Source organism: Streptomyces sp. CMB-StM0423 (genome assembly GCF_002847285.1).
In the GTDB taxonomy this organism is placed as follows: Bacteria; Actinomycetota; Actinomycetes; order Streptomycetales; family Streptomycetaceae; genus Streptomyces.
Genome location: NZ_CP025407.1, coordinates 6,743,400 through 6,765,475 on the forward strand (window position 1 = coordinate 6,743,400; position 22,076 = coordinate 6,765,475).

The following is a 22,076-nucleotide window of genomic DNA, read 5'->3' on the forward strand; positions in this document are numbered from 1 at the left end:
ACCATGCCCCTTCACGGAACGGACGGAGACCACCGCGTACGGATCCCGCAGCCGGCGGCGGCGCGGGACGCCGTACGGGACGCGCCGCACGACCCGGCCCGGGACGCGCCGCGCGACCCGCTACGGGATGCGGCCCGGCACGCGCTCCGGCACGACGGCGGGCCGTGGGCCGCGGCGGTCCTGCCCACCAGGCACCTCCTGCTGCGGCTGGCGGAGCCCGCGCGCCGCGCCGAGGCGCGGCGGCTGCTCGCGCTCGTCCTCGACGTGCCCCCGCTGCCGGGTGTGGAACCCGCGGTGCTGGTCGCCGAGGTGCCGGACAGCCGGCGGGCGGTGGACGTGCTCATCGAACTGGCGTGGGCGGGGATCGAGCTGGACGGGTTCGCGCTCGACTCCGCGGCGTGACGGCCTGCGCCGGGAGCGGTGACGAGGGAGCGCGCCCGACGCGGGTCCGCCGCGGGTCCGGCGCGGGCCCGGTCAACTCCCGGGCACCCATGGTCACTTGGCGGTACGGGCGACACGTATCGTATGGCGCGTCCATGCAAAAAAGTGATGGCGCGGGCGAAGAGGGCGGTGACACGATCCCACGGTGGACTCTCGATATCTGCGCGCCTTCGTGACGGTGGCCGAAACCGGCGGGATATCAGCCGCGGCCGAGCGGCTGGGGTACGCGCAGTCGAGCCTCAGCGCCCAACTGCGCCGCCTGGAACAGGAACTCGGCGTCACGGTCGTGGTCCGCACCTCCACCGGCGCGTCCCTCACCGACGCCGGCCGCCGGCTGCTCCCGTACGCGCGCGAGGCGCTGGAGATCGACGAACGCATGCGCAGCGCGGCCGCCGCTTCCCGGCCCCGGCTGCGGATCGGGGCGCCGGAGACCCTGGCGGGCGAGTGGCTGCCGGACATCGTCACCGCGCTGGACTACGGCGCCGGCGGGCCGGACGCGGACGCGGAGATCAGCGTCGTCGTCGGCCCCCGCGAACAACTGGCGGAGCAACTGGCCGCCGGTGAACTGGACCTCGCCTTCCACTTCGACGACGGCAGCCGGACGGCGGGCCCCAGCGCGGTCGTCGGCCACGAGGAGGTCGTGCTCGTCACCGGCCCCGCGCACCCGCTGGCGGACGCGGCGGAGGTGACGGAAGCGGACGTGCTGGCCGCCGAGTTCCTCGTCGCGGAGCCGGGCTGCAGCTCGGCCGTCCTCTACGACCGCCTCAGCCGCGACCTGCCCGCCCGTACCCGCACGGCCACCGCCGCCGGCTCCCTGCCCGCGCTGCGCCGGCTGGCGGCGCACGGCCGCGGGGTGGCGCTGCTGCCCCGGCTGGCCGTCGTACGGGACCTGGAGGACGGCGGGCTGGTCGACCTCCCGCTGGCCACCCGCCCGGGGCCGGTGGCGATCGAGGCCCGCTGGCGCCGCGACCCGGGCCAGGCGGAACCGACGCTGCGGGCCGTCCTGCGCCTGGCCCGCCGCCACACCCCCCAACTCCCCCCGCCCCCGGCGCTCCGCCGCACCCCGGCCCGTACGGCCTGACCGGGGCGGCCGCGCGGCGTCCCGTACGCCGGTACGTGGCACGCCCCGCCCCGGACCGGCGGGCGCCGGGCCCGCGTCTTTCCCGGCCGGCCCGCCCCTCCGCCCGCCGTGCCGGACCCGCCCGCTCCGGTCCCGCCCCTGCGGACGCGCGGCGGTTCTTGCGCCAGACTGGGGCCATGGCCGATGCCGCCCTGCCGACCCCCCGTCCCCGTTCCCGGGCCCTCCGCGGGGCCGTCGTGCGGGGCGCCCGCGGGGTGTTCGCGGCGGCCGCCGCCGCGCATCTGGTGGGGCAGCTCGCCGGGGCCGACTGGCTCGTGCACGCCACCAAGCCCCTGCTCATGCCCGCCCTCGCCGCCTACGCCGCCGCCCGCGGCGCCCCGCGGGCGCTCGTCGCCGGGCTGGGCTTCGGCTGGGCCGGGGACGTGCTGCTGCAGGTGGGCGGGGACGGGGCGTTCCTGGCCGGGATGGGGGCGTTCGCCGCCGGGCACGTGTGCTACCTGACGCTCTTCCGGCGCGAGCACCGGCTGCCCCGCGCGGTGGAGCGGCGGCCGGCCGTCGCGTACGGGGCCGCCTGGGCGGCCGGCGTCGGCGTGCTGTGGCCGGGACTCGACCCGGGGCTGCGCGGGCCCGTGGCCGCGTACAGCCTGCTGCTCGCCGCGATGGCGTTCGGCGCCGCCCGGTTCGGGCCGCGGGCGGGTGCGGGGGGTGCGCTGTTCCTGCTCTCCGACACCCTCATCGCCACCGACCTCGCCGGCCTGCCGCAGCCGCCCGCCGCCGGGTTCTGGGTGATGGCGACGTACCTGGCCGCCCAGTACCTCATCGCGGACGGCGTGCTGCGCCGCCGGGCGCCCGGCCGCGGCCTCGTACGCGGCGCACAGCCGCCCGGCCCCGGCCCCGGCCCCGGCCCCGGACACAGCCCCGGCCCCGGACACGGCGAAGGCCGGGCCGCGGCGCCCTGAGGCACCGCCGCCCGGCCCGGTGGCCGCCGGTGTGCTACGTCACCGGCCGGCCCTCACCGCCGTACGGCGTCGTAGGCGTCCACGATCCCCGTCCCGTAGAAGGCGTTGGTCCGCTTGTTGCCGGTGCAGGTGGCGTCCTCGACCCCGTTGCCGTCCGGGTCGTAGAACTCCGGGCAGCCGGGATTGTCGGCCTGCGACTTCATCATCATGTGCAGCGCCGTGGGCGACACCCGCGGGTGCTTGCTCTTGATGAGCGCCGCCACGCCCGCGGCGTGCGGGGTGGCCATCGACGTGCCCTGCAGCCAGCCGTACTTGTTCTCCGGCAGCGTCGACAGGATGCGGCCGTTCTTCGACGGCGTGTCCGGGATCTGGTAGGCGTCACCGCCGGGCGCGGCGATGTCGACGACCTTCTGGCCGTAGCTGCTGTAGTACGACTTGTCGTCGTTCACGCCGGTACCCGCGACGGTCACGATGCCCGGGAGCTGGGTCGGCACGTCCCAGCACTCGGAGGGGTCGATCGTGCGCTCCACGGACGTACTGTCGTTGGGGCTGGAGTCGTCCGCGATCTCGTCGGAGGCGAGGTCGTGGTTGGAGTTGCCGGCCGCGGCGAGGTGCAGGGTGCCCTTGCCCATCGCGTACAGCGAGGCGCGGTTGACCGCGTCGACGATCGCCCGCTGGTCGGGGTCGTCGAGGCAGTTGTAGAGCCACGGGTCGACGTAGTAGCTGTTGTTGGTGATCTCGATGCCGTTGTCGCCGGCGAAGACGAAGGCGCAGACGACGGCCTCGGCGTAGAACAGCGCGGTGTCGGGCTCGCTCACCTTGAGCGAGGCGACCTGCACGCCGGGCGCGACGCCGGCCACGCCGACGCCGTTGCGCGCGGCGGCGATCTCACCGGCGACGTGGGTGCCGTGGTAGTCGCCCGCCGGGTCGTAGGGCCGCCAGGCGCCCTCGGTGGTGTCCGCGACGCCGCCGACGCAGTTGGCGGACTGCTTGGCGGAGAAGTTGGCCTTGAGGTCGGGGTGGGTGTCGTCCACGCCGGTGTCGATGACGCCGACGGTGACGTCACGGCTGCCGGTCGAGACCTTGTGCGCCTTGTCGGCGCCGATCGCCGGCAGGTCCCACTGCTCGTTCTCCAGCGGCTCGACGCCCGGGTCCTGCGAACGGGCCTTCGCGGCCCCCTTGTAGACCTCAGGCGCGCTGGTCTCCAGCGTCCCCCCGGGCGTCAGCGGCGCGGTACGGCTCGCGCCCGCGGACTGCACGCCGCGCACGTCGCGCAGCTCCGCCGCGAAGTCCGGGTTGGTGGAGTGGGCGACGACCACGCCGATCTTCTTGTACGTGACGACCACCGAGCCGTCCGCGTCGGCGATTGCGTCCTTGACCCGGGCGATCGTCCTGTCGTCGGTCTTCGTGTTGACCACGTACGAAAGCTTCTCGCCGGCCGCGGTCCCGGCGCTGCCGCCGGGCTCCGGGGCCGACGCGGCGGAGGCCGCCCCCGGCAGGAGGCCGAGCGCCGCCGCGAGGGTCAGCCCGAGGGGCACTGCCAGCAGGCGCCGACCGCGGGGTCGGAGATGAGTCATGGGATCTCCAGATCATCAGTCAGGAATCCGCCGCGGACCGTTGCCGCGGTCAGGTACACGGCAAGCGAACGTAGCGCTGATCACCCGTGGCCATCAATACATCGCCCTGCAGTGTCTTTTGGCGTGTCGGGCAGACCGGACGCTCCCGGCCCCGTCGTCACGCGCGTACGACGGAACGTTTCGCCGCCGCGACCTCAACAAAATGTTGATTGTCGGTGGCCTGGCGTAGGCTGCCAGAGGTCAGTTACCGCCGTGGGAGGGCTTTCTCCATGCTGCGTGACACCTATGGGCGAGTCGCCACCGATCTTCGCGTCTCGCTCACCGACCGCTGCAACCTGCGGTGCACGTACTGCATGCCCGAGGAAGGGCTTCAGTGGCTCGGCAAACCCGAGCTGCTCACCGACGACGAGATCGTCCGCCTCGTCCGCCTCGCGGTCACCGAGTTCGGCGTCACCGACGTGCGCTTCACCGGCGGCGAGCCGCTGCTGCGCCCCGGGCTCACCGGCATCGTCGAGCGCTGCGCCGCCCTCGCGCCCCGCCCCAAGCTCTCCCTGACCACCAACGGCATCGGCCTGGAGCGTACGGCCGCGGCCCTCAAGGCCGCGGGTCTCGACCGGGTGAACGTCTCGCTGGACACCCTCAGCGCCGACGTGTTCCAGCGGCTGACCCGCCGCAAACGCCACGGCGACGTGCTCCGCGGCCTCGCCGCCGCCCGGGCCGCCGGCCTGGATCCGGTGAAGGTCAACAGCGTGCTGATGCCGGGGTTCAACGAGGACGAGGCCCCCGACCTGCTCGCCTGGGCCGTCGCCGAGGGCTACGAGCTGCGGTTCATCGAGCAGATGCCCCTCGACGCGCAGCACGGCTGGCAGCGCGACGGCATGATCACCGCGGGCGACATCCTCGCCTCCCTGCGCACGCGCTTCACGCTGACCCCCGAGGGCGAGGTGGTGCGCGGGTCCGCCCCCGCCGAGCGCTGGCTCGTGGACGGCGGCCCGGCCCGCGTCGGCGTCATCGCCTCCGTCACCCGGCCCTTCTGCCGGGCCTGCGACCGCACCCGGCTGACCGCGGACGGGCAGGTGCGCAACTGCCTGTTCGCGCGCGAGGAGACCGACCTGCGGGGTGCGTTGCGCTCCGGCGCGCCGGACGCGGAGATAGCCCGGCAGTGGCGGATCGCGATGTGGGGGAAGAAGGCGGGCGCCGGGCTCGACGACCCGTCGTTCGTCCAGCCGGACCGGCCGATGTCCGCGATCGGCGGCTGACGCGGGGGAGTTGGGGACCGCCCGGGTGCGGCGGGCGCCGCTCAGGCCCGAGGGGCGGGACCCGGCCCGCCCTCGCCGCCGGCGTCCTTTTCCGCGGCTTCTTCGGTTTCTCCCGTTTTCGCGCTTGCCGCGCTCTTCTCCGCCTCCTGCCAGTCCGCCAGCGTGACGACCTCCTTGAGGAAGTCCCGTACGCCCAGGAACCGGCTCAGGTATTCGCGGTGCTCCTCGCACGCGAGCCAGGTCTTGCGGCGCTCCGGCGTGTGCAGCTTCGGGTTGTTCCAGGCGAGCACCCACACCGCGGGCGCACGGCAGCCCTTGGCGGAGCAGATGGGAGCGGAATCAGCGGTGTTCACGGGGCCCAGCCTACGTACCGGAACATGGGCGACGCCGGGCAGCCACGGGGGGAGCCGCCCGGCGTCGGTCCGTCGCTCCGACGGGGGATGCGGAGCGCGTACGAAGTATGTCACGCGAGGAGGGCCGCCCGGCACCGGATGGGCATATTTGATTTGAGCTTTTTCTGAGCTTGCACTCTTGGTGATCAAACGGGCGGCGGAGCGCTGTCACTGGTCGTCGACTCGTTGCCGGCCGGGGCCCGTTCACCCGGGGCGCCGGGCTCACGCGTGGTCCGCCGCGGCGGGGCGATGACTCTGCGCTCCGGGGCGACGACGAAGGTGGAGGGCAGCGAACGAATGCTCTCGCGGCCCGCGTTCGCGATGATCACCGCGAAATAGGGGATGAACATCCCGAGGACGAGTGCGACGACCGCGGTGTGCCGCTGGACGTTCCAGAGCAGCGCGGCGGCCACCACCGAGACCGCCCGGACCGTCATGGAGATCACGTACCGCCGCTGCCGGGCGCGTACGTCATCGTCCAGGCTCTGCCGCGCGCCGGTGATCCTGAACACATCGGCATCGCCGCGGCGCTTCCGCTTCACACTCCACCCCCTGGCACCGGGTACCTCCCCAAGGTACGCCGGGAAAACGCCTCGCTCGATGCGGGGGCGGGACATACCGCCCCACAACCCGAACAGACCTGGCCGGAATGCGCCCTCGCGGCCACCGCAAGAAACTGGCACGGCAGGCGGACACCGCCGCACTAGGAGGCGACATGAGCTGGCTGTGGGCCATCGTCCTGGGCCTGATCCTGGGCGTCATCGCCCGGATCATCCTGCCCGGCAGACAGGCCATCCCCATCTGGCTGACCATCGTGTTCGGCATCATCGGGTCGATCATCGGCAATGCCGCGGCCTCGGGGATCGGCGTGGCGGACACCAAGGGGGTCGACTGGATCCGGCACCTGCTGCAGCTCGCCGGCGCCGTGGGCGTCGTGGCCCTGGGCGCCCCGATGTACGAGAGGTTCCGCGGCCACCGGAAGCGCAGCCCCCGCTAGGGGGGCCGCCTCCGCCGGCGGGGCCCGGCCCCGCCGGTCAGCCGTCCTGCGGGGCCGCCAGCTCGATCGCCGCCAGGCTGCGCTTGCCCCGGCGCAGCACCAGCCAGCGCCCGTGCAGCAGGTCCTCGGGCGCCGGCACGGCGTCCTCGGCGGCGACCTTCACGTTGTTCACGTACGCCCCGCCCTCCTTGACCGTCCTGCGGGCCGCCGACCGGCTCGGCGCCAGGCCCACCTCGGCCAGCAGCTCCACCACGGGACCCAGCTCCGCGACCCGCGCGTGCGGCACCTCGGCCAGCGCCGCCCGCAGCGTCGCCTCGTCCAGCTCGCCCAGCTCGCCCTGCCCGAAGAGGGCCCGGGACGCGGCGATCACCGCGGCGCACTGCGCCGCACCGTGCACCAGCGTCGTCAGCTCCTCCGCCAGCGCCCGCTGCGCGGCCCGCGCCTGCGGCCGCTCCGCCGTCTGCCGCTCCAGCTCGATCAGCTCCTCGCGGCTGCGGAAGCTGAGGATCCGCAGGTAGCGGGAGACGTCGCGGTCGTCGACATTCAGCCAGAACTGATAAAAGGCGTACGGAGTCGTCAGCTCCGGGTCGAGCCAGACCGCGCCGCCCTCCGTCTTGCCGAACTTCGTGCCGTCGGCCTTCGTCATCAACGGCGTCGCCAGCGCGTGCACCGCGGCCTCCGGCTCGACCCGGTGGATCAGGTCGGTGCCCGCCGTCAGGTTGCCCCACTGGTCGCTGCCGCCCGTCTGCAGCGTGCAGCCGTGCCGCCGGTACAGCTCCAGGAAGTCCAGGCTCTGCAGGATCTGGTAGCTGAACTCGGTGTAGCTGATGCCCTCTTCCGACTCCAGCCGGCGGGCGACGGCCTCCTTGGCGACCATCTTGTTCACCCGGAAATGCCGCCCGATGTCCCGCAGGAACTCGATCGCCGACAGGCCCGCGGTCCAGTCCAGGTTGTTGACCATCCGGGCGGCGTACGGGCCCTCGAAGTCGAGCAGCGGCTCGATCTGCGCGCGGACCCGCTCCACCCAGCGGGCGACGACCTCCGGGTCGTTCAGCGTGCGCTCCGCGTCCGGCTTGGGATCGCCGATCTGGCCGGTCGCGCCGCCGACCAGGGCCAGCGGCAGGTGCCCGGCCTCCTGGAGCCGGCGCACGGTCAGCACCTGCACCAGGTGTCCCACGTGCAGGCTGGGCGCCGTCGGATCGAAGCCGCAATAGAACGTGACGGGACCGTCCGCGAGCGCCTTGCGCAGTGCGTCCTCGTCGGTGGACAGGGCCAGCAGCCCGCGCCACCGCAGCTCGTCGACGATGTCCGTCACGTCTTCTCGTCTCTCTTCTCGGTCTCGATCCCGGTCCCGTACCCGGCCGCCCGCGCGGCCGCGTACGGGAATGCTGCGTACGAGGGTAATGGCGGCTAGACGCCCTGGCTGACCGAGCTCATGTTGAAGTCGGGGATCCGCACCGGCGGCATCGCCGCCCGCGTGAACCAGTCGCCCCACTCGCGCGGCAGCGTCCGCTCCGTCACCCCGGCCTCGGCCGCGCGCCCCAGCAGGTCGACGGGCGACTCGTTAAAGCGGAAGTTGTTCACCGCCCCGGTCACCTCGCCCTTCTCCACCAGATACACGCCGTCCCGGGTCAGCCCGGTCAGCAGCAGCGTCGCCGGGTCGACCTCGCGGATGTACCACAGGCAGGTCAGCAGCAGCCCGGGCCCGTCGTGCCCCAGCTCCGCGACCATCTCGTCCAGCGACTTCGTACCGCCCGCGTCCAGCACCAGGTTGTCCGCCTCCGGCGTGACCGGCAGGCCGGTGAGGTCCCCGGTGAAGCGGCCGGTCAGCAGGTGCTGCAACGTGCCCTCGCGCACCCAGTCCGTGGGCCCGACCGGCAGCCCGTTGTCGAAGACCGACCAGTCGTTGCCCGAGGCGTGCGCGACGACGAACGGCGCCGACTCCAGCCCCGGCTCCGCCGGGTCGCTGCGCAGCGTCAGCGGCAGCCCGGCCAGCTTCTCGCCGACCCGCGTGCCGCCGCCCGGCTTGCTGAACACCGTGCGGCCGTCGTGCGCGTCCCGCCCGGAGGCCGACCAGAACATGTACACCAGCAGGTCCGCCACCGCGCTCGGCGGCAGCAGCGTCTCGTACCGCCCGGCGGGCAGCTCCACCGTGCGCTCCGCCCACGCCAGCCGCTGCGCCAGCTCCGCGTCCAGCCCGGCGGGGTCCACGTCGGTGAAGTCCCGGGTCGAGCGGCCCGCCCAGGCGGACTTCGTCCGGTCCGGGGACTTGGCGTTCAGCTCCAGCGTGCCCGTCGGCTGGTCGTGGCGCAGCCGCAGCCCGGTGGAGGTGCCGAGGTAGGTGGAGGTCAGCGTGTGGTTCGCGAAGCCGTAGAGCTGCCGGCCGCCGGCCCGGGCGCGGGCGAAGGACTCGCCGAGCGCGGGCGCGAAGGCGGCGAAGACGTCGGAGGAGGTCTCGGCGGGCGGCCCGGCGAAGTCGGCCGAGTGCGGCACGCCCTCGACCAGCGGCCTGGCGTCCTCCGCGGGACCGCTCTCCCGCGCCGCCGCCTCCGCGGCCCGTACCAGCGGCTCCAGGTCGTCCGCGGTGACCGCGGCCCGGGAGACGACGCCGGAGGCGGTGCCCTCCCGGCCGTCGACGGTGGCGATGACCGTGAGCGTACGGCCGCGGGTCTCGCCGTTCGTCGTCAGCACGTTGCCCGCCCAGCGCAGGTTCGCGCTCGACTCCTCGTCGGCGATCACCACGCAGCCGTCCGCGCGCGACAGCTCCAGCGCCCGCTCGACGGTCTCGTGAGGCTCGGTCGTCCGGGTCGCCCGCGTCATCGGCCGGCCTCCTGGGTGGTGTTGAGGATGTTGACGTTCCGGAAGAGCGCGGACGGGCACCCGTGCGACACGGACGCCGACTGCCCCGGCTGCGCCTTGCCGCAACTGAAGGTGCCGCCCAGCACATACGTCTCCGGGCCGCCGATCGCCGACATCGAGCCCCAGAAGTCGGTGGTCGTCGCCTGGTACGCCACGTCCTTGAGCTGCCCCGCCAGCCTGCCGTTCTCGATCCGGAAGAACCGCTGCCCGGTGAACTGGAAGTTGTAGCGCTGCATGTCGATCGACCAGGAGCGGTCGCCGACGACGTAGATGCCGCGCTCGACCTCGCCGATCAGCTCCTCGGTCGTCGGGCCCTCGGGCGCCGGCTGGAGGGAGACGTTCGCCATGCGCTGGACTGGCACGTGGGCGGGGGAGTCGGCGTATGCGCAGCCGTTGGAGCGGTCGAAGCCGGTGAGCTTCGCGATGCGGCGGTCCGTCTGGTAGCCGACGAGCACGCCCTCGCGGACCAGGTCCCAGGACTGCGCCTGCACGCCCTCGTCGTCGTAGCCGATGCTGGCGAGCCCGTGTTCCGCGGTGCGGTCGCCGGTGACGTTCATCAGGTCCGAGCCGTAGCGCAGGGTGCCGAGCTGGTCGAACGTGGCGAAGGAGGTGCCCGCGTACGCGGCCTCGTATCCCAGCGCGCGGTCCAGCTCGGTGGCGTGGCCGACGGACTCGTGGATGGTCAGCCACAGGTTCGACGGGTCGACCACCAGGTCGTACGAGCCGGCCTCGACGCTCGGCGCCGCCATCTTCCCGGCCAGCCAGCCGGGGATCTGCGCCAGCTCCGCGTCCCAGTCCCAGCCGGTGCCCGTCGCGTACTCCCAGCCGCGGCCGGCGGGCGGGGCGAGGGTGCGCATCGAGTCGAAGTCGCCGGAGTCGGTGACCGTCACCGCGGTCAGCTCCGGGTGCATCCGCACCCGCTGCTGGGTCGTCGAGGTGCCGGCGGTGTCGGCGTAGAACTTGTTCTCCTGCACCGCCATCAGCGAGGCGTCCACGTGCGAGATCCCCGGGGCGGCGAGCAGCCGTTCGCTCCACTCGGTCAGCAGCCCGGTCTTGTCGCCGTCCGGTACGTCGAAGGGGTTCACCTCGTACGCGGAGATCCACGTCTTCTCCGCGTGCACCGGCTCCGGCGCCAGCGCGACCCGCTCGTCGGACCCGGCCGCCGCGATGACCCGCGCCGACAGCTTCGCCATCGCCACCGCCCGCGCGGCGACCCGCGCGGCGGCGTCCATCGTCAGATCGACCCCGGCCGCGAAGCCCCACGCCCCGCCGTGCACCACGCGCACCGCGTACCCGAGGTCGGTGGTGTCCGTGGAGCCCGCCAGCTTGGCGTCCTTCAGCCGCCAGGCCGCGCTGCGCACCCGCTCCAGGCGGAAGTCGGCATGCTCGGCGCCCAGCGCCCGGGCCCGCGCGAGCGCGGCGTCCGCGAGGGCGCCGAGCGGCAGTGCGAGGAACCCGTCGTCGAGGGAATGGACCGACTTGCTCACGTTCTGCCCTCCGGTCGGTGGTGGGTGGTGGTGCCGCGGGGCCGCGTCCGGGCCCCCGGCCGATCATGCCCGAGCGGCTGCCCCGTGCCCAGCGGGTTTCTGTGAGAACCCCACAAGTGTCCGCCGTGGGCCTGTGTGGGGGGCGGAATGCCCGTGGCGCGTCCTGTACCGATAGCTTCTCGGGTGAGGAGTCCTGGAGAGAGTCCGGGAGCCACCAGGGAGAAGGGATGGGTCCTTGAGCCGCTCGGTTCTGGTCACCGGAGGCAACCGCGGTATCGGCCTCGACATCACCCGCGCGTTCGCCGAGGCGGGCGACAAGGTCGCGTTCACGTACCGCTCCGGCGAGCCGCCCGCGGCGCTGGTGGAGCTGGGCTGCCTGCCGGTGAAGTGCGACATCACCGACACCGAGCAGGTCGACCAGGCGTACAAGGAGGTGGAGGAGGCACACGGCAACGTCGAGGTGCTGGTGGCCAACGCCGGTATCACCAAGGACCAGTTGCTGATGCGGATGTCCGAGGAGGACTTCACCTCCGTCCTGGACACCAACCTCACCGGCACCTTCCGCGTCGTCAAGCGCGCCAACCGCGGCATGCTGCGGGCCCGTAAGGGCCGCGTGGTGCTCATCTCCTCCGTGGTGGGCCTCATGGGCTCCCCCGGCCAGGCCAACTACGCCGCCTCCAAGGCGGCGCTCGTCGGCTTCGCCCGCTCGCTGGCGCGCGAGCTGGGCTCGCGCAACATCACCTTCAACGTCGTCGCGCCCGGCTTCGTCGAGACCGACATGACGCGGGTGCTCTCGGCGGAGCGGCAGGCGGAGATCGCCGCGCAGGTGCCGCTCGGCCGGTACGCGCGGCCGGAGGACGTCGCCGCCGCGGTGCGGTTCCTCGCCTCCGACGACGCCTCGTACATCACCGGAGCCGTCATTCCCGTGGACGGCGGATTGGGCATGGGTCACTGAGCACCATGAGCGGAATCCTCGACGGCAAGCGCGTCCTCATCACCGGCGTGCTGCTGGAGTCGTCCATCGCCTTCCACGCGGCGAAGCTGGCACAGGAGCAGGGCGCGGAGATCATCCTCACCGCGTTCCCGCGGCCCACGCTGACCGAGCGCATCGCGAAGAAGCTGCCCAAGCCGGCGAAGGTCGTCGAACTCGACGTCACCGACGACGAGCACCTGGCGCGGATCGAGGGCATCGTGCGCGAGGAGCTGGGCGGGCTCGACGGCCTCGTGCACTCCGTGGGCTTCGCCCCGCCGGACGCGCTCGGCGGCAACTTCCTGCACACGCCCTTCGAGTCCGTCGCCACGGCCATGCATGTCTCGGCGTTCTCGCTGAAGTCGCTGACGATGGCGTGCCTGCCGCTGATGCAGGGCGGCGGTTCCGTCGTCGGCATGACCTTCGACGCGCAGTTCGCGTGGCCGCAGTACGACTGGATGGGCCCGGCGAAGGCGGCGCTGGAGGCCACCAGCCGCTACCTGGCCCGCGACCTGGGCAAGGAGAACGTCCGCTGCAACCTGGTCTCGGCCGGGCCGATCGGCTCCATGGCGGCGAAGTCCATCCCGGGCTTCTCGGACCTGGCGGACGTGTGGAACACGCGCTCGCCGCTGGAGTGGGACATGGCGGACCCGGAGCCGGCGGGGCGCGGGGTCGTGGCGCTGCTGTCGGACTGGTTCCCGAAGACGACGGGCGAGATCGTGCACGTGGACGGCGGCGTGCACATCATGGGCGCGTAGCAGGCGGGCACGGGCCCTTCCGTACGGCCGGAAGGGAGACGGGCGGCTCCCTTGCGGGGTCGCCCGTTCGGCGTAGGCCGGTGGGCCGCGGGCGGGGCGGCGGCGCACGCTGGAGAGGCAGTTACCGTCCCCTTGTGGTGCAGCGGCGACGCCTCGCGCGCGAGCGTCGCCGTACGGCCGAGGAGGTTGTGTGGTGCGTGAGGGCCCGCGTCGTCCCGGCCGCCGCACCCGGCTCTCTGCCCGCCGCCGTACGCTCCTGGGCGCGGCGGTCGCCGCCGTCGCCGCCCCGGTGCTGCTGCTGACGGCAGGCCCCGCTTACGCCGCGGATGCCCCCGGCCCCGGCGCCGACGACCGCGGCGGCCCGACGAAGGCCGAGTGCCGCACCACCGTCGCCGGCTCGACCGTCACCGCCCGCTGCTACAACGCGGGCCCCTACACAGACGCCGTGCAACTGCACATCGAGTGCGCCCGCTGGTGGGACCCGGACGTGGACGGCATGCGCATGCGCCTCGACCCGGCGGAGAGCGGCGAGATGACCGACCGCTGCTGGTTCGAGGTGGCCCACGCCTGGATCACCCACGAACCGATACGCGACGTACCGAACGGCTAGCCGGCGTGCCTCCCCTTCAGCCGCCGAGGGCCGGTTCCGGCATGCAGCCGTAGGCGTGGCCGGCGGCTTCTTCCGCGGCTGTTTCCGCGTCCCCCGCGCGGATCGCCGTCACCATGCGGGCGTGGTCCAGGTGTTCCGCCGGCAGCAGTACGTCGCCCACCTTGGAGCGCAGTGTCGTGCGGACGACTTCGCCCAGGTCCGCGTAGACCGCCGTCAGCACCTCGTTGTGCGACGCCGTCGCCACCGCCAGGTGCAGCGTCGCGTCCGCGTCGACGAACGCCGCCGCGTCGCCCGACTCCCACGCCTCCTCGCGGCGCCGCAGCAGCAGCTCCAACTGCGTCATCTCCGCCTCCGTACGGCGCACCGCCGCCAGCCGGGCCGCCTGCGCCTCCAGCGCGCTGCGCAGCTCCGCGACATGCGTCGGCCGGGCGCCGGCGAAGCGGCGCTGCATCACGCCCGCCAGCTCGCTCGTCGCGGCGACGTACGTGCCGGAACCCTGCCGGATGTCGAGCAGGCCGTTGTTCGCGAGCGCCCGTACCGCCTCGCGGACGGTGTTCCGCGCGACGCCCAGTTGCTCCACCAGCTCCGGCTCGGTCGGGATGCGGCTGCCGACCGGCCACTCGCCCGCGGTGATCTGCGTACGCAACTGCGCGATCACCTGGTCGGTGAGGCTCGATCGGCGCGGCGACGTCAGTGCCATGTCTCTCCCGTGCTCGGACTGCGGAGTGGACAACCATTCATCCAATGATTCTATGATGGTCTGCATGCCACGCCGCAGCATCCTCACGAAAGCCGCCGAGTCCCCGGAAGAGCCCACCGGACAAGTGCGGGCCACCGAGCCCCCGCCGGCTTCCGGACCGGCGGCCGCGCCGCGGACGGCGCCGTGGCTGCTGCCGCTCATGGTCCCCGCGCTGCTGCTCGCGGCGGTCAACCTGCGGCCCGCGATAGCCTCCCTCGGCGCGCTTCTGGAGGACGTGCGCACCGACATCGGCATGAGCGGCACGGTCGCCGGCCTGCTCACCTCCATGCCGGCCCTCTGTTTCGCCGTCTTCGGCAGCCTCGCGCCCCGCTTCGCCCGCCGCTTCGGCCCCGTCGCCGTCGTCGCCGGCGGCCTCGTCGCCATCGCCGGCGGCCTGGCGCTGCGCCCGCTGTTCGGCAACACCCCCGCCTTCCTCGCCGCCAGCGCGCTCGCGCTCGGCGGCATCGCGGTGGGCAACGTGCTGATCCCGGTCATCGTCAAGCGCTGGTTCCCCGACCGGGTCGGCTCGATGACCGGGCTCTACTCGATGGGCCTCGCCCTGGGTACGGCCTCCGCCGCCGGCGCCACCGTGCCGGTGAGCGAGGCGCTGGGCGGCAGTTGGCGGCTGGGGCTCGGGCTGTGGGCGGCGGTCGCGGTGCTCGCCGTGGTGCCGTGGGTGGTGCTGTCCCGGGGGTCGCGGCGTACGGCGGCAGCCGAGACAGGGGGAGCCGATGCCGGGGCTCCCGCGGCGGAGCCGGCCCGCGGGGTTCGTATCACCGCCAGCCCCACCGCGTGGGCGCTCGCCGTCTTCTTCGGCCTCCAGGCCACGGCCGCGTACGTCATTCTCGGCTGGCTGCCGCAGATCTACCGCGACGCCGGCGTGCCCGCGTCCACCGCCGGGCTGCTGCTCGCCCTCGCCATGGGCCTGGGTGTCCCGCTGGCCTTCGTGCTGCCGCGGATCGCGGCCCGGCTGCACCACCAGGGGCCGCTGGTCGTGGTCCTCGGCCTGTGCGGCCTCGGCGGCTACGCGGGGCTGTGGCTGGCGCCCGCGGGCGGCGCCTGGGTGTGGGCCCTGCTGCTGGCGGTGTCCAACTGCGCGTTCCCGCTGGTCCTCACCCTCCTCGGGGTACGGGCCCGCAGCCACGCCGGTCTCGTCCGGCTCTCCGCCTTCGCGCAGAGCACCGGCTATCTGATCTCCATCCCGGGGCCGCTTGCCGTAGGCGCGCTGTACGGGGCCACGGACGGCTGGACCGTACCGCTGGCGGTGCTCGCGGCCTTCATGGTCGCCCAGGTGGCGGTGGGGATCGTCGCCGGACGCGACCGCGTGGTCGAGGACGAGGTCTGAGAACCCCGGGGCCGCGCCTCAGGGGCCGGGCTTCAGGGCTCAGGGTGAGGCGATCGTGGCGATGACGCCGATGACCACCGTGATGGCGAGCATCGCGCCGAGCACGTAGAGCAGCTTGCGCTGCCCGTTCTGGGGATTCGGGTCGAGCACGGGCATGCCGCCAGTCTCGCATCCCCGCCCCGCCGCCCCGCGCGGGGGCGCCGCGCGGCGCCCGGGGGTGGGGCTAGCACCACCCTCCCCTAGGGGGCCAGGGTCAGGGGGAACTGGGTGGGTCACCGGATGGGACGGGCGGCCCCGGGTCCGTAGGTTCGTAGCAGTACGAAGGACTCGGGACGTCAGGCAACCCCACGGAGGCGAAGATGTCAGCCGGTGCCCACACCCAGCCCGCACCGCCGGCGGCGCAGCGCTGGCTGCCGTGGTGGTCCGTCGCCCTGCCCGCCATGGCCTTCACCGCGCTCTTCGCCCTGCGGCTGCTCTGAAGCCGCGCGCGCTCGCGGCCGGTCACTCCTGGCGGGAGACCCTGCGAACTGCCCGGACCCCGCGGCCGGTTTCGTGCGAAGCTGAGCTTATGAGCGCAGGAACGCCCCGCAGCATCGTCCTTCTCCGACACGCCAAGGCCGAATGGGCCCAGGACTCCGACCACGAGCGCCCGCTCGCCGAGCGCGGCCGCGCCGACGCTCCCGCCGCCGGGGACTTCCTCGCGGCCCACGACATCGACCCCGACCTGACCCTCTGCTCCAGCGCCAAACGCACCCGCGAGACCTGGAAGCTGGTCGTGGGCCAGCTTCCCCGCCGCCCCCGGACGGTCTATGAAGAGCGGCTGTACGAGGCATCCCTGGGCGAGCTGATCCAGGTGCTGAACGAGGTCCCCGACGACGTCTCCACGCTGCTGGTCGTCGGCCACAATCCAGGCATGCACGGCCTCGCCGACGCCCTGGCGGGCTACGCCGAGGGCGACACGCTGACCAGGTTGAGCCGCGGCTTCCCGACCTCGGGCGTGGCCGTGGTGGAGTTCGACGGCTCGTGGAAGGGCGTGGAGCACGGCGTGGGCCGGCTCACCGAGTTCTGGACGCCGCACCAGCAGTGAGCCCGGGCCGCCGCCCGCGCGGGCCCGCCCCTGGGCCGCGCGGGCCCGCGCGGCCCTGCCGGAGCTACGGCCCCCAGCGCTTCCCGCGCTCCGGCCCCCGGACCACAGCCCCTCCCCGCTCAGCCCGCGAGGTCCCGGCGCAGATACTCCGCCGTCGCCGACCCTGCCGCGCGGGCCAGCTCCGCCGGGGTGCCCTCGAACAGCACCCGCCCGCCGTCCCGCCCGCCGCCAGGCCCCAGGTCGACGACCCAGTCCGCGTGCTTGACGACGTCGCGGTCGTGCTCGACCACGACCACCGTGCCGCCCCCGTCCACCAGCCGGTGCAGCAGCGCGATCAGCCCTTCCACGTCGGCCATGTGCAGCCCGGCGCTCGGCTCGTCGAAGACGTACACCCCGCCCGGCCGCCCCAGCCGGGCGGCGAGCTTGAGCCGCTGGCGCTCGCCGCCGGACAGGGAGGCGACGGACTGGCCGAGCGTGACGTAGCCGAGTCCCACCTCGGCGAGCGGCGCCAGCAGGTGTGCGATCCGCGCCTCCTCGGGGCCGCCCGCCGCGAGGAAGTCCGCGGCCTGCGCCGCCGTCATCTCCAGCAGGTCGGCGACGGAGCGGCCGCGTACCGTGTGGGCCAGCGCCTCCGCCCCGAACCGCCGCCCGCCGCACGCCTCGCAGCGCCTGCTGACCGGGTCCATGAACGCCAGGTCGGTGACGATGACCCCGCGGCCCCGGCAGGTCGCGCAGGCGCCGCGCGAGTTGAAGCTGAAGAGCGCGGCCGACGCCCCCGTCACGCGGGCGAAGTGGCGGCGCAGCGGGTCCATCGCACCGAGGTACGTCACCGGGGTCGAGCGGGACGAGCCGGTGATCGCCGACTGGTCGACAACGACGGGCACGCGGCTGCCCGGCGCCTCGGCGGCCGCGGCGACCGGCGGGGCATCCGCGGCCTCATCGTCGCGCCCGTCCGGGCCCGCCCCGTCCTCGTACCGGCGGACGAACTCCGCGACCAGCGTGCTCTTGCCCGAACCCGCGACCCCCGTCACCGCCGTCAGCACCCCGAGGGGGAACGCCACCGTGACGTCCCGCAGGTTGTGCGCCGTCACATGCTCGACCGGCAGGAACCCCGTCGGCGTACGCACCCGCGCGCGCACCGGCACCGTGCGCCCCAGCCGGCTGCCCGTCGGCGTGTCCGCCCCCGCCAGCTCCGCCGGCGGCCCCGCGAACACCACCTCGCCACCCCGCGTCCCCGCGCCGGGGCCCATGTCCACCACGTGATCGGCGATCGCGATGACGTCCCGGTCGTGCTCCACGACCAGCACCGTGTTGCCCTTGTCGCGCAGCTCCCGCAGCAGCCCGGTGAGGCGGTGCACGTCCCGCGGGTGCAGGCCGGTGCTCGGCTCGTCGAACACGTACGTCAGCCCCGTCAGGCTCGACCCGAGCTGCCGTACGACCTTCAGCCGCTGGCCCTCGCCGCCCGACAGGGTCGACGTGTCCCGGTCCAGGCTCAGATAGCCCAGACCGACGCCCACCAGCCGCGCCAGCGTGCTCACCGCCGCCGCTGCGACGGGCCCGCCCACCGGGTCGTCGAGCTGCTTCAGCTCCGCCAGCAGGTCCCCGGCCTCCAGCGCGGCCAGCTCGGCGATGTTCCGCCCCCGGATGCGGCCGGCGAGCGCCGCCTCGTTCAGCCGCGCCCCGCCGCAGCGCGGGCACGGAGCCTCGGTGACGACGCGCAGCACCTCGGCCCGGGTCCTGCCGGAGAGTGCGGCGACGTCCCGCCTGAGGTACAGCCGGCCGAAGCGCTCGACCAGGCCCTCGTACGCGTTGTGCCCGTCCGCGCCGGTGCTCTTCACCCGGCGCGGCACCCGGAACCCCTTGCCGTGCAGGAGCAGCTCCCACTCGCGCGCGCCGTAGCGCGCCAGCGGCAGGTCGGGGTCGAACAGGCCCGACTCGGCGTACGTCTGCCACCACACCGAGCCGACGCCGAACGGCGCGAAGCGGATCGCGCCCTCGTTCAGCGACCTCGACCGGTCCAGGAAGCGGTCCAGGTCGAGCCGGACCACCTTGCCGAGCCCGTCGCAGCCGGGGCACATCCCGCGCGGATCGTTGAAGGAGTACGCGCTCGCCTCGCCGGCGGACGGCACGGCGCAGCGGGAGAACAGCACGCGCAGGACGGCGTAGACGTCGGTCGCGGTGCCGACGGTGGAGCGGGCGCCGCCGCCGAGCGGGCGCTGGTCGACGACCACGGCGGGCGTCAGGTTCGCCAGCCCGTCGGCATGCGGGCGCTCGTGCCGCGGCAGCCGGTTCCGTACGAACCAGCCGAAGGTCTCGCCGAGCTGCCGCTGCGACTCCACCGCGAGCGTGTCGAAGACGAGGGAGGACTTGCCGGAGCCCGACACCCCGGTGAAGACGGTGATCTTGTCGCGGGGGATGTCGAGGGAGACGTTCTTGAGGTTGTGCTCGCCGGCGCCGGTGATACGGATGATGTGCTGAGGTGCCATGACCTCGACGCTACGGGCGAAGGAGGTCAGGACATGTCCGCCTGCTCGGTCATGATCGGGGGATGAGCGACACCCCCGCACGGCTGCTCACGCTGCTGTCCGTGCTGCAGAGCGGGCGCGAGCACAGCGGCCCGGAGCTGGCCCGGCGCCTCGGCGTCAGCGTCCGCACGGTACGCCGCGACGTCGACCGGCTGCGCGCGCTGGGCTACCCCGTGGCCGCCACCGTCGGTGCCGTCGGCGGCTACCGGCTCGCCGCGGGCACCGCGATGCCGCCGCTGCTCCTCGACGACGACGAGGCCGTCGCCGTCGCCGCCGGGCTGCGCGCCGTGGCCGCCGGGGGCGTCGAGGGGATCGAGGAGACGTCCGTACGGGCACTCGCGAAGCTGGAGCAGGTGCTCCCGGCGCGGCTGCGCCGCCGCGTCTCCGCGCTGCAGCGGGCCACGGTGCCGCTGACCGTGAGCCCGGCGGGCGCGGTGGCGGCGGCGGGGGCGCCGGTGGCCGCGGAGGTGCTGGCGGTGCTGGCGGCGGCGAGCAGCAGGGGGGAGGGGCTGCGGTTCGGCTACCGGGGCAAGCGCGGGGGAGACGTGCCGGAGGGCGGTGCGGCGGACCCCGTACGGGAGGAGCATGCCGGGTCCGGCTCCGCGCGGCCGGGCGCCGGGCCGGGCGAGGAGCCGCCCGGAGCGCGCCGTACCGGACCTGACGGCGGCACGCGGCGGCACGTCGAGCCGTACCGTCTCGTCAGCACAGGACAGCGCTGGTATCTCGTCGCGTACGACCGCGACCGCGCCGACTGGCGCAGCTTCCGCGTCGACCGGATCGACGACCCGCGGCCCACCGGCGTCCGCCACCCTCCGCGCGAGTTGCCCGCGGCCGACGCGGCCGCCTTCGTCGCCGAGTCCATCGCCGGTCACCGGGGCCGCTACCGCGCCGTCGTCACCCTGCACGTATCACTGGACGAGGCCGTACGCCGCCTCCCGCGCGGCGCCGGACTGCTGGAGGCCGCCGGGCCCGACCGCTGCACGCTGGTCACCGGCGGCGACGCGCTCGACTGGCTGGCCGTGCGGATCGCGCTGCTCGGCGTGGACTTCGAGGTGCGCGAGCCGCCGGAGCTGGCGGACTTCCTGCGCGGCCTCGGCGACCGCATCAGCCGGTCGTATCCGCCGCCTCCACCTCGTCCCGCGTGATGCCCAGCAGATAGAGCACCGTGTCGAGGAACGGCACGTTCACCGCCGCGTGCGCGGCCTCCCGCACCAGCGGCTTGGCGTTGAACGCCACCCCCAGGCCCGCGGCGTTCAGCATGTCCAGGTCGTTCGCGCCGTCCCCGATCGCCACCGTCTGCGACAGCGGCACCCCCGCCTCCGCGGCGAAGCCGCTGAGCAGCCGGGCCTTGCCCGCCCGGTCCACGACCGGCCCGGTGATCCGCCCGGTGAGCTTGCCGTCGACGATCTCCAGGGTGTTCGCGGCGGCGAAGTCGAGCGAAAGCCGGTCCTTGAGGTCGTCGGTGATCTGGGTGAAGCCGCCGGAGACGACGCCCACCTGGTAGCCGAGGCGCTTGAGGGTACGGATCAGGGTGCGGGCGCCGGGCGTCAGCCGTACCTCCTCGCGCACCTTGTCCACCACCGAGTCCTCAAGACCCGCCAGCAGCGCCACCCGGGCGTGCAGGGACTGCTCGAAGTCCAGCTCCCCGCGCATCGCGGCGGCGGTCACCTCCGCGACCTCGGCCTCGCAGCCGGCGTGCGCGGCGAACAGCTCGATGACCTCGTCCTGGATGAGGGTGGAGTCGACATCCATCACCACCAGCCGCTGCGCCCGGCGCTGGAGTCCTGAGGCCACGACCGCGACGTCCACGCCGAGGCGGGCGGCGGCTATGGCGAGCGCGGTGCGCAGTTCCTCGGTGGCGGCGCCGGAGACGTCGAACTCGACGGCGGTGACGGGGTACTTCGCGAGCCGGAAGATGCGGTCGATGTTGGCGCCGGTGCCGGTGATCGTGGCGGCGATGCCGGCGGTGGACTCGGCGGTCAGCGGCTGCCCGAGCACGGTCACGTGGGAGCGGCCGGGGGCGCGCGGCTCGTTGTCGCCGGTGCCGGAGATTATCTCCGCCTCCAGGCGCATCGAGCCGGCCCAGGAGTGGATCGTCGCGCGCAGCTCGCCCTCGGTGGCCCCGACGGGGGGCGTGACCAGGGCGCACAGCGTGATGCGGCCGCGGGTGACGATCTGCTCGATGTCGATGACCTCGACCCGGTAGGCGGCGAGGGTGTCGAAGAGGCCGGCGGTGAGACCGGCGCGGTCGCGGCCGAAGATCTTGACGAGAAGCGTGCGGGCGGCGGTGGTCATGATGCGACCACGGTATCGCGGAGCGGCCCGCGGACGGCCGGGCGGGTCGGCGTTGCGGCCGGGCGTGGCGGGGGTGCTGGGCTGGGAGGTTGCGGTGAGGGGGACGTGCGGTTGCGCGCGGCCGAACGGGCGGGGGAGGGGTCTCGGCGGCCGTCAGGGGCCGGGGCCGCGGACAGGGTGCGCGGGGCCCCCGCGGAGGGGCCGCGTGGTCGGCGGAGGGCGGCGCGGAGGGCCGAGGGGAGGCCGAGGTCCGGGGGCCCTCCGGCGTACGGGTCCGGCGGCGCGGCCGTCGGTCGCCGGCCCGCCGCCGGGCGGTACGGGCCGGTCCGTACGCGGCGCCCGGCCGGGTCCGCACGCCGGCGTGCGCCCCGCCCGCGCCGGCAGCGGCGGCACCGCGGGCCGGCGGCGCCGCCCGGCTCCCCGCCGCGCTTCCCGGGTCCGGCGGGGTGCTACTCCCGGATCTCCCCGTCCGCGCATACGCGTTACCACCGGCTGTAAGTGATCAAGTGCGGTCAACGTGCACGAACCGCCCGGCAGCGGGTGGAAGTGGAAGCCGAAACTCCACCTCACTGCTGTGACCCGCGTTTTCGTGAAGCGACTGTTACTGAAATAGTTCCTCAGGATGTTCGCCATCCCTAGACTCCTTACGGGCCTGTTGAAGTCAGGTGCCGTGCAAGGGGCACCTCGGGGGACAA

General features: G+C 74.0%; 20 protein-coding genes and 1 pseudogene. 11 read left to right on the forward strand and 10 right to left on the reverse strand.

Going from position 1 to position 22,076, the window contains the following annotated elements:
* Positions 1-3 precede the first annotated feature (3 nt).
* The 3 genes from CXR04_RS29335 (at position 4) to CXR04_RS29345 (ending at position 2,481) form a co-directional block, all read left to right on the forward strand.
* A complete protein-coding gene (locus CXR04_RS29335) occupies positions 4-402 on the forward strand; it encodes a hypothetical protein (protein ID WP_101425234.1) in 399 nt (132 codons plus the stop codon).
* A 184-nt stretch (positions 403-586) separates the two neighbouring features.
* Positions 587-1,522 carry a LysR family transcriptional regulator gene (locus tag CXR04_RS29340; protein WP_199850551.1) on the forward strand — a complete coding sequence of 312 codons (936 nt, stop codon included), beginning with the start codon at positions 587-589 and terminating at the stop codon, positions 1,520-1,522.
* A gap of 176 nt (positions 1,523-1,698) precedes the next feature.
* Positions 1,699-2,481 carry a lysoplasmalogenase gene (locus CXR04_RS29345; protein ID WP_101425235.1) on the forward strand — a complete coding sequence of 261 codons (783 nt, stop codon included), beginning with the start codon at positions 1,699-1,701 and terminating at the stop codon, positions 2,479-2,481.
* 53 nt (positions 2,482-2,534) lie between these two features.
* Here the strand turns inward: CXR04_RS29345 and CXR04_RS29350 are convergent, their stop codons facing one another.
* Positions 2,535-4,058, reverse strand: a complete 1,524-nt coding sequence (locus CXR04_RS29350) for a S8 family peptidase (protein ID WP_101425236.1) — start codon at positions 4,056-4,058, stop codon at positions 2,535-2,537.
* A 269-nt stretch (positions 4,059-4,327) separates the two neighbouring features.
* On the opposite strand from CXR04_RS29350, the gene moaA reads away from it, so the two are divergent.
* Positions 4,328-5,317 (forward strand): GTP 3',8-cyclase MoaA, encoded by a 990-nt coding sequence (gene moaA / locus CXR04_RS29355; RefSeq protein ID WP_101425237.1) that lies wholly within the window; start codon positions 4,328-4,330, stop codon positions 5,315-5,317.
* A gap of 137 nt (positions 5,318-5,454) precedes the next feature.
* Here the strand turns inward: moaA and CXR04_RS29360 are convergent.
* Together CXR04_RS29360 and CXR04_RS29365 are read right to left on the reverse strand one after the other, a co-directional pair.
* A pseudogene (locus CXR04_RS29360) lies at positions 5,455-5,679 on the reverse strand (hypothetical protein); the annotation flags it as partial.
* Between the two features lie 176 nt (positions 5,680-5,855).
* On the reverse strand, positions 5,856-6,251 hold the full coding sequence (locus CXR04_RS29365) for a DUF3099 domain-containing protein (protein WP_101425239.1): 396 nt from the start codon (positions 6,249-6,251) through the stop codon (positions 5,856-5,858).
* A gap of 173 nt (positions 6,252-6,424) precedes the next feature.
* Here CXR04_RS29365 and CXR04_RS29370 point away from each other — a divergent pair, with 173 nt between their 5' ends.
* Positions 6,425-6,706, forward strand: a complete 282-nt coding sequence (locus CXR04_RS29370) for a GlsB/YeaQ/YmgE family stress response membrane protein (protein ID WP_101425240.1) — start codon at positions 6,425-6,427, stop codon at positions 6,704-6,706.
* A gap of 37 nt (positions 6,707-6,743) precedes the next feature.
* Here CXR04_RS29370 and tyrS read toward each other — a convergent pair whose 3' ends face one another.
* The 3 genes from tyrS to CXR04_RS29385 all read right to left on the reverse strand — a co-directional run bounded on the left by tyrS (position 6,744) and on the right by CXR04_RS29385 (position 11,052).
* Complete coding sequence (tyrS, locus tag CXR04_RS29375; RefSeq protein ID WP_101425241.1) at positions 6,744-8,021, reverse strand: tyrosine--tRNA ligase; 1,278 nt, start codon at positions 8,019-8,021, stop codon at positions 6,744-6,746.
* A 95-nt stretch (positions 8,022-8,116) separates the two neighbouring features.
* A complete protein-coding gene (locus tag CXR04_RS29380) occupies positions 8,117-9,526 on the reverse strand; it encodes a metallopeptidase TldD-related protein (RefSeq protein WP_101425242.1) in 1,410 nt (469 codons plus the stop codon).
* Positions 9,523-11,052 (reverse strand): TldD/PmbA family protein, encoded by a 1,530-nt coding sequence (locus CXR04_RS29385; RefSeq protein ID WP_101425243.1) that lies wholly within the window; start codon positions 11,050-11,052, stop codon positions 9,523-9,525. The genes CXR04_RS29380 and CXR04_RS29385 overlap by 4 nt, the downstream gene beginning before the upstream one ends.
* A 235-nt stretch (positions 11,053-11,287) precedes the next feature.
* Between CXR04_RS29385 and fabG the strand changes: the two genes are divergently transcribed.
* From fabG to CXR04_RS29400, 3 genes are all read left to right on the forward strand, one after another.
* Positions 11,288-12,007 (forward strand): 3-oxoacyl-[acyl-carrier-protein] reductase, encoded by a 720-nt coding sequence (gene fabG, locus CXR04_RS29390; RefSeq protein ID WP_101425244.1) that lies wholly within the window; start codon positions 11,288-11,290, stop codon positions 12,005-12,007.
* A gap of 5 nt (positions 12,008-12,012) precedes the next feature.
* Positions 12,013-12,780 carry an enoyl-ACP reductase FabI gene (gene fabI / locus CXR04_RS29395; RefSeq protein WP_047015033.1) on the forward strand — a complete coding sequence of 256 codons (768 nt, stop codon included), beginning with the start codon at positions 12,013-12,015 and terminating at the stop codon, positions 12,778-12,780.
* A gap of 190 nt (positions 12,781-12,970) precedes the next feature.
* Positions 12,971-13,390, forward strand: a complete 420-nt coding sequence (locus CXR04_RS29400) for a hypothetical protein (RefSeq protein WP_101425245.1) — start codon at positions 12,971-12,973, stop codon at positions 13,388-13,390.
* 16 nt (positions 13,391-13,406) lie between these two features.
* Here CXR04_RS29400 and CXR04_RS29405 read toward each other — a convergent pair whose 3' ends face one another.
* Positions 13,407-14,090 (reverse strand): FadR/GntR family transcriptional regulator, encoded by a 684-nt coding sequence (locus tag CXR04_RS29405; protein ID WP_101425246.1) that lies wholly within the window; start codon positions 14,088-14,090, stop codon positions 13,407-13,409.
* Positions 14,091-14,142: 52 nt separating this feature from the next.
* On the opposite strand from CXR04_RS29405, the gene CXR04_RS29410 reads away from it, so the two are divergent.
* The gene (locus tag CXR04_RS29410; protein ID WP_101425247.1) at positions 14,143-15,474 is read left to right on the forward strand and encodes a CynX/NimT family MFS transporter; all 1,332 of its coding nucleotides are present in this window, start codon (positions 14,143-14,145) and stop codon (positions 15,472-15,474) included.
* Between the two features lie 39 nt (positions 15,475-15,513).
* On the opposite strand, the gene CXR04_RS36535 is transcribed toward CXR04_RS29410, so the two are convergent.
* Entirely contained in the window at positions 15,514-15,630 is a 117-nt protein-coding gene (locus CXR04_RS36535) for an SGM_5486 family transporter-associated protein (protein ID WP_018835810.1), read from the reverse strand.
* 412 nt (positions 15,631-16,042) lie between these two features.
* On the opposite strand from CXR04_RS36535, the gene CXR04_RS29420 reads away from it, so the two are divergent.
* Entirely contained in the window at positions 16,043-16,561 is a 519-nt protein-coding gene (locus tag CXR04_RS29420) for a SixA phosphatase family protein (protein WP_101425248.1), read from the forward strand.
* Between the two features lie 119 nt (positions 16,562-16,680).
* Here CXR04_RS29420 and CXR04_RS29425 read toward each other — a convergent pair whose 3' ends face one another.
* Positions 16,681-19,047 carry an excinuclease ABC subunit UvrA gene (locus tag CXR04_RS29425; RefSeq protein WP_101425249.1) on the reverse strand — a complete coding sequence of 789 codons (2,367 nt, stop codon included), beginning with the start codon at positions 19,045-19,047 and terminating at the stop codon, positions 16,681-16,683.
* Positions 19,048-19,109: 62 nt separating this feature from the next.
* On the opposite strand from CXR04_RS29425, the gene CXR04_RS29430 reads away from it, so the two are divergent.
* Complete coding sequence (locus tag CXR04_RS29430; protein WP_101425250.1) at positions 19,110-20,231, forward strand: helix-turn-helix transcriptional regulator; 1,122 nt, start codon at positions 19,110-19,112, stop codon at positions 20,229-20,231.
* Here the strand turns inward: CXR04_RS29430 and serB are convergent.
* The gene (gene serB / locus CXR04_RS29435) at positions 20,191-21,381 is read right to left on the reverse strand and encodes a phosphoserine phosphatase SerB (protein ID WP_101425251.1); all 1,191 of its coding nucleotides are present in this window, start codon (positions 21,379-21,381) and stop codon (positions 20,191-20,193) included. The genes CXR04_RS29430 and serB overlap by 41 nt on opposite strands.
* Positions 21,382-22,076: the final 695 nt, after the last annotated feature.